The following is a 13,645-nucleotide window of genomic DNA, read 5'->3' as shown; positions in this document are numbered from 1 at the left end:
AATGTCTCCAAGAAAAATTACAATATTAAAAACATCCTTTCTTTTGGTTCTAAAGAAAGGATGTTTTTATAACAGGCTTTTTCAAGTGTCTATTCTATAGGGTACATTTACCAGTGTTCTTCTCTTTATTATTTCATTAAGTAACATTGGCATTACATTCTGTATGGTTTCTTAAAAAATTTCAGTAAGAGAATATCTTAATTTTGAAGTGTACAAATAGGGAGAGTGACTTCAACTGTAGTCCCCTTATTCATTTCACTCTTAATAAATATCTTTCCCTGATGTGTTTCAATGATTTTATAACAGATCATTAATCCTAAGCCAATCCCCTCTTCTTTAATACTATAAAAAGGTTCTCCGAGGTATGGTATACGTTCTTTTGGAATCCCACACCCTTGATCGATAAAACGAATGCTTACTTGATTATTATCAAGTATATTTATTTGAATCAGAATTTCCCCTCCCATCGGCATAGATTCAATTGCATTTTTTAATATATTAACAAATACTTGTTTTAATTGATTTCCTTCACATGAAATCAATGGAATACCAGGGTTAAGATCGATTCTAAATTTTATATTATGCATCATTGCTTGAGGTTGTAGTAGCATTAAAACTTGATCCATTAGCACACTAATGTTATTAGGTTGCATTTTTACTACTTGTGGTTTGGCTACCGCCATAAATTCAGTTGTTATGCTCTCTATACGCTCAATCTCTGATGATACTATATTAATATAACCCTGATTATTCTCATTTTCCGTTGATTTTAGTAATTGCATGAACCCTTTCATTGCAGTTAATGGATTATTAATCTCATGAGCCATTACAGTCGCTAATTGTCCTACAACAGCAAGTTTTTCAGATTTTCGTAATAATTCTTCTGTTTTTAGCCGTTCAGTGATATCACGAGAAATACTTAGAAAAACTTTTTTACCATTTAAGTTAAAAACACGAACACTAAACTCAGTTGTTATTACTTTTCCTGTTGGAAAAACATACTCATCTTGCAAAGTGAAGGAAGTTTGTCCTTTTTTAATTTTTTCTAATAACCTTACGATTATTTGAGAATCTTGTGGTACTATATTTGAAAATGATAATGAGAGCAACTCTTCTCTACTATATCCAAATCTTCTACACCCAACAGGGTTTACCTCAATAAATCGACTTGGAGCATTATCTTCATTCAGCTCTACTACATATACCGCATCAGTTGCTTGTTCGATTAGTGCACGGTACTTCATTTCACTATCTCTTAATTGCTGGTGTAATCGATGCCGTTCTCTTTCTGCTTGTTTTCTTTCAGAGATGTCTCTACATATTGCTGATAAAGCTATCACATTTCCTCTTACATCTAGTATAGGAGAAACTGTCAGACTGATATCAAGAAGACTCCCATCGCTCCGTTGTCTAACAGTTTCTAATCTAGTAACCACCGATTCTCCTGTTAGAATTTTCTGAATATTTTCAAGTGATTCTTCCATTAAAAAATCTGGTACACAAGGTAATCTCTTACCTATGATTTCTTGTGATGACCACCCAAATATCTTTTCATAAGCTTTATTGGCTTGTAAAATATGCCCTTCTCGATCAGAAATGGTAATAGCATCTAGATTGTGCTTTATAAATGATTCCAATAATTCTTTGGTAGCGCTTAATTCTGATTCTACCTTTTTCCTTTCGGTTATATCAACTGTAGAACCAACAACTTCAATAACTTGTCCATTTCGTTTAATCGGCCTAAGCGCAATAAGAATAATAGTTTTATCATTTGGCCAAGGTAATTCAAATATAATTTCTTTTCCTTCCCATGCCTGAAGATAGTACTTCATCAATTGTGGAACTAAATGTGGAGGAACAATAGAAGCATCAATAGTACGTAAGCTTTTTCCTACCACCTGTTCAGAATAAAATCCGTTTTGATAATAAAACTGTCCATCACATAAAGTGTGTATAAAGTGCTTATCCACTTTTTTAAATTTAAAAATTCCTCCTTGAAGCTCATGTACGGTATCTGCAAGTTCTTGCTTCGATTTTTTTAATTCTCGATTCATTTTAGATAAGTCCTGTGTTAAATAATACAATCTCTGGTAGGCTTCCATAAGAAATAGCCCAATTAAAAGTCCTAACGCTATATATAATAGGCCTCCTGTGTAAAGTAATGTAGTATTAAATAATACGCCAACTAACCACTTTATTCCAATAAAAACAGAAAAATATAACGATGCACTTTTAAAAGGATGTAGTTTTTTAAAATAAGTTTTAAAAGTAGAAAATAGAATCCCCATACCTAAATAAGCAATCACAGGAGGTTCCCAATACCCTCCAGTGTAAAAGATACGCATTAATATTATGCTAATTAGCGTAATCCAACCAGCAATACGACCAAAGTAAATAAAAGATAGAATAAGAGGAACAACTCGAAGATCGTAGGAAAATCCCATGTATGGAAAAGAAAAGAACATTAACGTAACTGCAATAATCCCTCCATAGAGCTTTTCGAAATATCGACTAGAATTAATTGTAAACACTTGAATAAATATTGCTGCGCTAACTAATAAAGAAAAAATAGAAAGGTTGATGAAATAATCTTTAATAATCATGTAATGTCCCTCCTTGCATTAAGTGTATTCGACAAAAAAGCTAAAAATCCTACAAATTGTATAAACAGTTCAAATGCATAAATTTTAAACTAGGATAAAATCTGGAAAAGTAAATAAGGAACACAGCAGATGAGATATTTTAATGAAAAATAGTTCAAAAAAGATAATAGTAACCGTTGACTACTATTATCTTTTTTCTTTAAGTTATCGTAATACGTATGAAACTCTAAGGGACGTGGTATGTCATTTCATCAAACAATGATTATATACTGAGTCATGAATATAGAAATTTCAGCAGTAATTTTTGAAAAATAACATAAAAAACAAAACTATCTTTGAAAATGGAAAAAATCTATATGAATGTCAACTAATCTATGTACAAAAACGTTCACTTAATTTTGCATAAAATCACTCCACTTAGGAAGCTAAGTAGTTCTTCAAGGTCGATAAGAACACCTGTAGATGCTTCAGGATAACTACATAATTGTATGGGTAATGTACTTGAAACCTTTCGGTAAAACCATACACATAATACAACTAACTCCTTGATTCAATATTTACTTTTTTCGCTGAACAAATTCTTTTTCTTGAGCAAAATATTCTAGGATATAAGGAGATTTTTCGATTAACTTGGTGTCTAGTCTATTCTCCAGCTCCAATTACTTCGTTACTTTCAGATTCAGTTCATTATATTTTGTACTTTGTCTTTATACACAACATATTCTTTACCATCCACTACTGCTACTACCGCAAATTCATCATTTGGATTGAATGAAAGCCAATCAGCCCACATGTTAGTATTAGCCCCTCCACTCCACATATTATGAACAGTGTTTTTCGTTAAATTCATAACTTTATAAGACGCATTTGGCGCATTTGTTCCAGTCTTTATTTCAAAAGTGTATGCGTTATGAATTTTTTTATAAAAGTAGAAAACGTTTGATGGACGAAGCTGATTCAAAAAATCCTGTTCTTTTTTCTCTGCGATTTTTATCCCTTCTTGTAAAGTGACAACATCTGTTTTTAATGTTTTCCAACTGTTTTTCGCTGCATTCAAGCTAGGGGTTAAGAATTTATATTTATTTTGATCAGCTTTTTGATCAGCTTTATCAATATGTCCCAGTACACCCGAATATTGAGAATCTAAATCCTCCCATTGCGTAGACATATAAGTAAGAGCAGTGATAGCACTATCAAGCATACTATGCATATCACTAATATTATGAAATGCAACTCCAACTACACGATTCAATGTTATTTTATAATCTACAGTCTGACGCAATTTTGCTAATTCAGGTTCTAGCCAACCTAACTTACCTCTTGCATCACCTATCATGATGCCACCAGCAATCAAGGTTGGAATAAAGGGGATTTTCACCATGTCTAACCCCTTAGATTCTATGTCTTTCTGATATTTTACTTGTCCTAAAAGGTCCTCTAGACGCTTTTGGTCCGCCTCCACATCAGCACCTTGGTTTTTTAAAATCGATTGCAATGTCTCTTTATGACTTCCAAATGTTCTAACATCTTCTCCAATAGCATTTTTTAATTGAATTAATTCTTCTATTAATGCTTTTGCAGACTTTTGATTTTGTTGAATTCCTCCCTGTAAATCTGTAATCCCTTTTTTTAAAGTATCTCCATTTCCAGTATTGATCGCCTCTACTAATGTTTCATAATAATTTTCAAATTTTATATCGTATTCTATAATGCCTGTCAATGTATCTAAAAGCTGTTTTTTTACTTGTGTATTCCATGTAACAGCATGTGCTCTTGCATTCTTTTGATCTTGTACAATTTTACTAGGCAAATCTGCATTTCCATTAATAGTTATTCCTTCAAAACTCACATCTGGATTATTAATTAGCAAATAAGAATATTCATTCATAGCTTTTGCAAATAAACCAGCATCTTGCAAAGCTTTTTTCATCTGTTCTTCATTTGCTGAAAGAGATATATTTTCATTGTTCGTTTGTTCAATTTCAATCGCAAAAGTTTCTAGTGGTATGACTGCATAAGTAGTTGTTATAGTTAAAAACGCTGATACAGCGAGTAGTTTATTAGGGATTTTTTTCATCATTTCGTATTCCTCCTATATAAGGTATAGTTTCAAGTTCTAATCTTATTAAAAAGCGATGTCTTTCAAAATGAGTTCTACATCTTTTATCAGTATCGTTTGAACTTTCTTTAGCAGCCTTCAAATCATAAAGTATTAAAGAAAATGTATATAATCTGCTTCAAATTAACCGATTCTGTTGCAAATTTTAAAAAAGCAATTAAACTACAAGGTTATTTTTTATTCGAATCATACTTATATATAATTGAAAGGCGAAGTCTTTAATGAGACTCCGCCTTTCTGTTATATAAGGATTTATTAATTATCACTTTTCTGTTTAACAGTGTAATCATAGACTTTCTATGTTTTAGTTCACTTTACAACAGAATTAATATTTCCCTATTTTTGTGGAGTAACAGTTTCCACTTTTAATTCCTTTATTCCTTCTTTTAATGTAACAGCATCTGTTCGTAATGTTTTCCAACTGTCTTTAGCCGCATCCAAATTATTCTTTAAGAATTTAAATCTATTTTGTTCAGCTTTTTGAGATGCGGTCTTAATATGTCCAAGTACTCCCGAATATTGAGAATCTAAGTCATGCCACTGCGTGGACATATAAGTAAGAGCGTTAATAGCATCATCAAGCGCCTTGTGCATTTCATTAATATTACTGTAAGCAACTCCAACTACACGATTTAAGGTTACTTTATAATCCACGGTCTGACGTAATTCTGCTAATAAAGGCTCTAACTTACCTAAATTATCCCTTGCTACTCCGACTATAATACCGCCAATTATTGGTAGACCCAAAATAGCACCCTTCATTACATTAAACCCATCAGATTCTAATTGTTTATAATAGTTTACTGATCCTAATACTTCTTCTAGACGCTTTTGATCGGCATCAACATCTGCACCTTGATTTTTTAAAATTGACTGCAAGAGCTCTTTATTACTTCCAAAAGCTCTAACATCATGTCCAATAGAGTCTCTTAATTTAGTTAATTCTTCTATTAGTTGTTGTGCATACTTTTGATTTTGTTGAATTTCACCTCGCAAATCTGTAATCCCTTCTTTTAAAGTTTCTCCATCCCCTGTATTAATCGCTTCTACCATTGTTTCATAATAATTGTAAAATGTTGTATCGTATTCAACAATACCATTCAATGTATCTAAAAGCTGTTTTTTTACTTTCGTATCCCAAGTAACAGCATGTGACCTTGCATTCTTTTGATCTTGTACGATTCTACCAGGTAAATCTACATATCCATTAATGGTAATTCCCTCAAAATTCACATCAGGATTCTTAATTAACATATAAGAATAGGCATTCATAGATTTTGCAAATAATCCAGCCTTTTGCAAGGTCTCTTTCATTCTCGCTTCATTTGCAGAAAGAGCCGTATCTCCATTGTTCGTTTGTTCAATTTCACTTGCAAAAGTTGTTACTGGTGAAACTACATTAGCAGTTGTAATAGTTAATAGCGTCGATACAGCGAGTAATTTATAAGGGATTTTTTTTATCATTTCATTTTCCTCCAATTTAGGTTTTATATTTCAGTTCTACTCCTGTTTAAAAGCAATATCTTTTGAAATGAATTCTGCATCTTTATGAATATCATTCCAACTTTCTTTAGCGGCTTTTAAATCATCTGGTATTAAAGAGAATTTGTGGTCTTGCATAGAATCGATATTATCCAGTAAATCTGTATAATTTGCGCCCATTGTATTCCATTGCTTTTGAATATTTGTTAGAGACAATATCGCTTGATCTACAGTCTGATATAAATATGCCAATGTTTCTTTCGCGTTAGTAAGCGAAAGAACTGCTTGATTAGCACGATCTGCTTTCATACTTAATTCTCCGATTTTGTTAGAAATTTCATTATAGGAGTCCATATGCTTAGATGCTGTGACACCAGCCGCTGTTCCTAAACCAATACCAGCTGCACCAAGAGCCGAGAGTCCACCAACAACAGCCGGTGTTGCTGTACCGCCAGTTACAACAATAACGACCGCTCCTCCAATAGCTGCAATAACTAAAATAGCTGCTCCCAATCCACCACCAATTGACCATGCTAATACATCATCAAAATGTTTTTTCTGAGTAGAACGAAGTTGCTCAATTTCAGCTTGAAGTTGTGGAATCGTTGCCTGTTGACCTGCTAATATTGCAGTTAATCCACCTTTCCCATCTGGACCACCAACATTATTTTTAAAATCTGTAGAATTTTGATATAGTTTCCCTTTGAAGTCTTGTAGCATCTTAATCACATCTGTAACTTCTTTTGAATTTGTATTGATTGTAGTAATTAAATCATTTATACCCTCTTTTAGACCTGCCTTATCTTTCTTTTGTACAGTTTCTACTAATGTGTCGTAATAATTTTGAAATTGTTCATCGTAATTTACAATATTACGAGCAGTTTTTTGAATCTGTGGCTTCGCTGTATCTAACCAGTAATTCGCATTGATTCGTGACAGCTCTTGATTAAGGTGAATATTTTTGAGCAACTCTCCCCCCTCTGAGCCTAAATCGATATTAGATAAATTTACATTTGGTTGCTTAATCATTGTTTTTGCGTATAAATCCATTACTAGAATATGAGACCCTGTTTCAGCTAATGCTTTCTTCAGTCCTTCGGGGCCTAATGCATAATTGCCTACTTTTTGTTCTTGAGCGGTCGTTTCTTGTGCAAATGCATGAATAGTGTTACCGGTAGTAGCAGTTATAACAGTTGCTAATGTAGCTAAAGTTAGTACTTTGAATGGAAATTTTTTCATGACTATTCTCCTTCTTTCGCTAAATGCTTATAATCTTTATGAATTCCTAAAAAACGCAATATCAAAATTTATATACTTGCTCTTCAAGGTAACTTATTACATTTTTTAATTGTCTTAATGTATCTTTTTGAGACTGCTCGTTAGTTGTATCAACATTAGTAGATAATTTTGTAATGCTATTTTTTATTAGATTTAAATCTTCTTTATAGCGCTTTAGTAGATCAAGTTCTACATCTACTTGATTTGCAAACGTATGCAAATCATTTTGTGTAAGAAGAAGCATTGATTTTTGTAAATCAGCTATTGATAATTTCGTTGTTAAATCATATATTTTTTGATTTTGTTTCTCTAAATCATCTAAATATGCTCGCTGCTCTGCTGTTAATTTATTTACTTCAGCAAAAACGCCAAATGTTTTCTTAATCTTTTCGGTATCAATGACCTTCATCAGGTCATACTCTTGTGTTTTTGCTGCGGCTGCGGCTGCTATTTCACCTTGTTTGCTTTTCTCAATTGCTTCACGAGCTGCTTTTTTTGCTGATTCAATCTCTAGAGCCGTTTTACCTTGCTCTGTTGCTTCTTGCACTGCTTTTTTCTCAGCTTCTAGAATAGAGTTGTTAATTTCTTTTCCTTTGTTATACGCTGCCACCCCTGCTTGCGCAGCTGGTTCAATAATTTCTTTTGAAAGACTATAAACTTCTTTGAATATAGCAAATCCCTGTTCATTTAAAGCCCCTGGTATTAATGCAATTTGCTGTAAATCATTTTGAATTGCTTTTTTGGTATTTAATATTTCATTTTTTAACTGGTCTATTTTTCCTGTTCCATCTGTACTTAGTATGCCTTGCGCAGTTGCCACATTGGTATCAAAATCTTTTAATTTTTTATCAAGCTGTAATTTAAGATCTGTTAATTCATTGATTTGCCGTTGCATATTTTCTTGATTCGTCATAGCCATTTCTTGAAGTACTTCAAGTCTATCCGAAAACCCTTCTCTATCTTCTTTATTGTCTACAAACGATTTTAATGTCGGGTAATAGCTATTAAATTTTGTTACAAATCCTTTACTTTTTGAATTTAATAGAATTAACTGTGGATAGAGTTCCGATGACCATTCCTTCATATCTTGTTTGATTAGGAATTGATTGGTATTTAAAGCTGGGACTTCCTCTAACTGTACATTAGGACTCATTAAAGATTGATCAATATACGTTTGGATTAATTTAGATTGCGCACCTAATTTTCGTAATGAAGAGGAAATATCCATGCCTTCCTGTTGAGTTTCCGCTTGAACGATTGGTGTTGCGAGAGTATTGATAGGAATAGTTGCTCCAGTTACAATGGATGTTATTAAAAATCCTGTCATTATTTTAGTTTTCATTCCGTACACTCCTTTACCATTGTTTTTATAACTTAATTCATATAACTTGTACGACCGCTCTCGTTGTAAACTGGATAAGAAGGAGAAATCTTTCAGATACGTTAATATCGTTGTTTTTTACTTCTAATAGGATGTAAGGATTTTATTTATCTCTCATTTCGATACTCTATTTTTTTAAATATAAATAACAAAAATTTATTAACTATATTTGAATCAGGCACCCTATGAGTAGTAAATTATTAATTCTTTCCTAAAGTTGCGGTTTAACTTACAGAATCGTGAGGATCAATAAACTAATGCTTACAGTTAATCTTGTCATAACATTGTTTAATTTTAATTTAATAATATTACTCTTAGTTTTATTAGCAAACTCCTTACTAGACTACAAAAGGTGGAATTATGCTGTACATCGCTTATACTTTTATTGCGGAATAACTTTACTTTTGTTATGCAGAAACTTAGAACACGTTTATTACAAATTTGATTCTTGACCTCTTGTGGATAAATTTACTATTTAGAAAATTATTAACAACATAATGTTACTTACAACTTCACTATAATTCCTATTAGCGTAACCTTCTCCTTTCTGTCTGGTCATACCAGTTATGTTGTTCATTAAAACATTAAATTTTTAATGCGTAAATAGAAAAATTTTGTCGATTACGATCGATAATTTACTGTTAAATAAAAATATGAACCGAAAAAAATTATATAAATATAGTTATCCGTAAATTTCATTTCTGTAATTGTAATGATTACAAATTAATGTGTATACGGTTAAAAATAACTATTTTAGCTCAACCAAGAAATTTTATTTTAGAAAAAATACTTATAGAATAATATAATAGGTCTTTTTATACTTTTTTACCTTTATTTAGTTATGTATAATTGCATAAAATGTAGATATATTTAGTAATATATGTTATATTGTTGATTTTTTCACAAAACATCCTAATATCATTATTAACAAATATTCAGTATGAAGATATTAGTCTATAAACTTATCATCGTTATAAACATAGGTTTTAAATTACAAAAAAGCTGCAAAGCTTACTTGAAACACTTTGCAGCCTTCTGTCTTTTTGTTTTCTTTAGCAAAATAATGGTTAGTGTATTTTCATTTTTTGGGATACTTATACCCATGTTTAAGTCTTTACATTGAAGACAGCAGATAACAAGCTTATATTACTGTATATTTTTCACGGTACTGCCTAGGAGTCATACTAGTGATTTTTTTGAAAACTCTTATAAAATAACTTTGGTCATTAAAGTTAAGCCACGCACAGATATCTGATAACGAATAAGTAGTGAGTGTTAATAATTTTTTTGCTTCTTCCACTCTTTCCCTTTGAATATATTCGCTTAAAGTAATTCCCATTTCTTTTTTAAATAGTTTAGACAGATAAGTAGGCGTAATTTCTAAATGATTAGCAAGTTCATTCAGAGATATTCCATCGTAAACATTTTTATTAATATGTTTTATACATGTAGTAACCGCGTAAGAATACTTTTTTGCATTGTATTCTTTCACACGATCTGCAAAGGTACGTAAAGCGTCCCCTGACAATCGCTTTACAGATTCTACATTATCTAATTGTTCTAGGGTTTGTATATATAAAATACTATGGGCAAAAGCAATATCTGGTGGCAGGTTTCCTTCTATTGCATATCGAGTGGCTAAGGTAATCGCAATAATTCCAAGGTTTTTTTGATTCCTGAGCGGATCCTCTATTAGCATAAGTTCAACATCTTCTTGCGAAACCGCATACATATACTGTATTAACTTTTTTTTATTCCCTTCTTTAATAGTCGAAAAGAAATCATTTACTAATGCCATATTGTGCGTTTTAGGTTTGTTTTGTCGGCGTTTTAAAATATATAAATCAGGTTTCACATTTTTATTAGGAATTTCCTCTAGTACTTTATTTTTTTCCAAGACAATATCTACATCTAACTTTTCATTGAAAATCATGTAATGTAATAAAATTCCCATATCAATTAATGTAGTTTTTTTAATCTCAGATAAACACTGATAATAGGCAAGTCTTTCTTGAATGTTATCATTTGATTTAAATTCTTTCTGAAATTTTATGATCATATCATCTGAATCTTTTGGATGTATAGTAGGACCGATTATGATAGTCCCTTTAATATCATCATGATTTTCTATATGAATTAGAACAAAATTTTCAAGATAGTTGTTACTTCGGAAAAGTGGCAAGTTAAAGGGATCGTTTTCTTGATAAATATCAGTAAGATGTTCTTCTTTTGAAGAATAAAAAGGACTACAAACATTATCAGATGTAGAATGATATAAAATTTTTCTGTCTGCAGATAAAATATGTACAGGGGCATTAAATGCTTTATGTGCAAGATCACACAAGTGTTGTATATCGATAGAAGTATTCATTACATTCTCCTTTATAGATCCATAAAATATATTCTGTTATATATAATTCACGACAAATAATACTATAAAATATCAAATTAGTACAATTCACAACAAAATATTACTATATCTTTTTTATAAAAATCATATATTATTTAATTGTAGTTAGCATCTAAATATCAAAGTACAGAGTAGATAAGTAAATGAAATACACTAAGTTCTTTTCTTAATTCTACAAGATATAATTATTGAACTTGAGAAAACAGTGAAGTACTACAAAATACAGTGGTAGTCAATGCGAGGACCAAGCTGGAAAAAGATTTAAAATACAGCGAAAGTAACAGGAGATACTGTACCACCGCAAGAAACAACAGTCAAAGTTCCAATTCAATCACTTATACAAATTGAATTCAAAAAAATAAATACTGCTAATTTAAATATGAAACTGAAAAACTATTTTGCTCCAAATTTTAGAAAAAGATAATAAAGAAGTTGTGAAATTGGAAACAGATGAAAGCGATACGGCTATTTTTGAAGCACTATGCTTTGAAAAGTACAAGGTGGAGGAAATTCAAGTACTCAATTAAATATTTAATTGAGAGAAAGGTCTTTTCATCAACTAAAAATAAAAAACGAATGGAATATTCAAAAACATGACACTATATTACTGGTCGTAACAATAGTTTTACTTTCCACAAAAGAGGAAAATATATAGACTTTACAAATACTAAAAATAGCAAACTAGATAGTTTTATTACCGCATCACATAAAGTGAAACTTTAATCAGTGGGGGTTTTGTTCATCCCCACTGATTATTAGCCCACACCAATCGGGCTTTTACGGGCAGCCCGCCCCCCACCTAACTTCTTTGCTTCCGCTGAATTTTGAGGTGGGGGTCTTACTGCCTGGCAAATAGCGAGATAAACTTATTATTAATTTCCAAATACAATAGTTGTTAATCAACAAAAAACTTCAATAACCAAGATGCACAGTAAATTGACCTCAAAACAATTCTTACTACAATATCAGGTTTTGCTTATTCTATAAAAAAAGAAATATCACTAAAAAACTATTCCTTTATATCGATTTAGACATAAAACATTTTATTATATCGGCTTAAGTATTATGAAATTAAAATTGCAAATAACACCAAAACTCTTTTAAACACTCATACATCGTTCGTATCGGGTTTATTATCTTTTGATACCTATGTCATTAACACAAATAAAAAAGTTTATTACAAAGGAATCTGAGAGGTTTTTTCAATTTCGAAATTTATTTTTTTGTAAATTAAAGGAAAAATAATCCATATATATATACGGATTATTTTCTTAGTGTAGTCTGTATTGACCTGTTAACTGTTTTTCAGCCATTCAAACTAAGCGTTTTGTAATCTCTCCACCGATCCGAACCATTTGCAGATGATGTAATGTATCAGGTCCCAGTGTGACCCCTAGTTCAAAAGCACTTTCATACTTCATTTGCTCAATAGTACTTGTAGTAGCAGAAATAAGAATTTCATTTGTATTACTTTCGTATCTTTGAATATTTATAAATAACATGTACCTAATTATGCTATTTACGCATGAATAACCCAATTTATTCCAGTATTTTTATAGGAACCCTTTCCCTCCCCTTATTTCACCAATTAAATTTGAAACACAAATGTACATTGCATTTCAATATAACAATAAAAGCTACAAAAGCAACGAGTTTACTATTTTAAAGTTAAGTGTTTAACCTTTAAGTACTTAAATTCTTTTTTCCAGATAAAGCATACATTATATCTTGATGTTTTATTGTCCTCTTATAATTATGTGGTATCGGGAATTTATTTCGGTGTTCTTTTATTATAATTAAAGTTTGAAGTTCTATGCTCAATACTTTTGCGAGGACATGATAGTTATATCCATTATTTAACAGAGAAATTATGTCATAAAACATAGTTTTTCCACCCACTAATTTTACTAATTTATTCTTTAACTCATCCCTTTTTTCTTTAGCTTCATCAATTTCTAACAACATAGATTTTTTATTTGTCTGCTTAATGTATTGAGTATACAACTCTGGGAATTCTTTTTGTACTTCTTTGTTTAATACTGGTTTATATTTAATCATGTAAGTAACTTGTAACAATGAGCGTTTTAACAAACTATCTTCAATGAGATACGCTACTTTATTAAATAAATGTACATATTCCTCAATATTGGAATAACTATTAAAATGAGCTAATACTCTACTTTTTATACTAAAAGCCTTGCCTACATAAATAATATTGTCATTATAGTCTTTAATGAAATAAATACCACTGTCAGATTTTTTTAATTTATTATCCAATTCTTCTATACTCATAAAATGCAATTCACTCATACTTCTCTCTCCTTAGCAGTTTTAAATCGTAAAAAACAAGCAAGGTTTCTAAAAAAGTACTT

At 31.0% G+C, this 13,645-nt stretch carries 9 protein-coding genes and 1 pseudogene; 1 reads left to right on the top strand and 9 read right to left on the bottom strand.

Features of this window, described 5'->3' with window-relative positions:
* Positions 1-197 precede the first annotated feature (197 nt).
* From ACTFP3_RS11350 to ACTFP3_RS11320, 7 genes and pseudogenes are all read right to left on the bottom strand, one after another.
* Positions 198-2,603: a PAS domain S-box protein gene (locus ACTFP3_RS11350; protein ID WP_349560655.1), complete on the bottom strand. Its 2,406-nt coding sequence runs from the start codon at positions 2,601-2,603 to the stop codon at positions 198-200.
* 430 nt (positions 2,604-3,033) lie between these two features.
* Positions 3,034-3,262 (bottom strand): annotated as a pseudogene (locus tag ACTFP3_RS11345) (hypothetical protein); the annotation flags it as partial.
* Positions 3,263-3,282: 20 nt separating this feature from the next.
* A complete protein-coding gene (gene hblB, locus ACTFP3_RS11340; RefSeq protein WP_326036884.1) occupies positions 3,283-4,683 on the bottom strand; it encodes a hemolysin BL regulatory component HblB in 1,401 nt (466 codons plus the stop codon).
* 375 nt (positions 4,684-5,058) lie between these two features.
* The gene (hblA, locus tag ACTFP3_RS11335) at positions 5,059-6,186 is read right to left on the bottom strand and encodes a hemolysin BL binding component B (RefSeq protein WP_086411398.1); all 1,128 of its coding nucleotides are present in this window, start codon (positions 6,184-6,186) and stop codon (positions 5,059-5,061) included.
* A gap of 36 nt (positions 6,187-6,222) precedes the next feature.
* Positions 6,223-7,443, bottom strand: a complete 1,221-nt coding sequence (gene hblD / locus ACTFP3_RS11330; protein WP_000714435.1) for a hemolytic enterotoxin HBL lytic component L1 — start codon at positions 7,441-7,443, stop codon at positions 6,223-6,225.
* A gap of 61 nt (positions 7,444-7,504) precedes the next feature.
* Positions 7,505-8,824: a hemolytic enterotoxin HBL lytic component L2 gene (gene hblC / locus ACTFP3_RS11325; protein ID WP_326036885.1), complete on the bottom strand. Its 1,320-nt coding sequence runs from the start codon at positions 8,822-8,824 to the stop codon at positions 7,505-7,507.
* Between the two features lie 1,180 nt (positions 8,825-10,004).
* Entirely contained in the window at positions 10,005-11,234 is a 1,230-nt protein-coding gene (locus tag ACTFP3_RS11320; RefSeq protein ID WP_086388593.1) for a helix-turn-helix domain-containing protein, read from the bottom strand.
* A gap of 437 nt (positions 11,235-11,671) precedes the next feature.
* Here ACTFP3_RS11320 and ACTFP3_RS11315 point away from each other — a divergent pair, with 437 nt between their 5' ends.
* Positions 11,672-11,800, top strand: a complete 129-nt coding sequence (locus ACTFP3_RS11315; RefSeq protein ID WP_000939299.1) for a hypothetical protein — start codon at positions 11,672-11,674, stop codon at positions 11,798-11,800.
* 786 nt (positions 11,801-12,586) lie between these two features.
* Here the strand turns inward: ACTFP3_RS11315 and ACTFP3_RS11310 are convergent.
* Together ACTFP3_RS11310 and ACTFP3_RS11305 are read right to left on the bottom strand one after the other, a co-directional pair.
* Positions 12,587-12,775 (bottom strand): small, acid-soluble spore protein, alpha/beta type, encoded by a 189-nt coding sequence (locus ACTFP3_RS11310; RefSeq protein WP_325863832.1) that lies wholly within the window; start codon positions 12,773-12,775, stop codon positions 12,587-12,589.
* Positions 12,776-12,956: 181 nt separating this feature from the next.
* The gene (locus ACTFP3_RS11305) at positions 12,957-13,583 is read right to left on the bottom strand and encodes an excinuclease ABC subunit C (protein WP_001292161.1); all 627 of its coding nucleotides are present in this window, start codon (positions 13,581-13,583) and stop codon (positions 12,957-12,959) included.
* Between the last annotated feature and the right edge of the window lie 62 nt (positions 13,584-13,645).

Source organism: Bacillus cereus group sp. MYBK5-2 (assembly GCF_051915685.1).
Classification (GTDB): domain Bacteria; phylum Bacillota; class Bacilli; order Bacillales; family Bacillaceae_G; genus Bacillus_A; species Bacillus_A cereus.
Note: the sequence above shows the minus strand (reverse complement) of the source record. Positions and strands in the feature narration are given on the sequence as shown.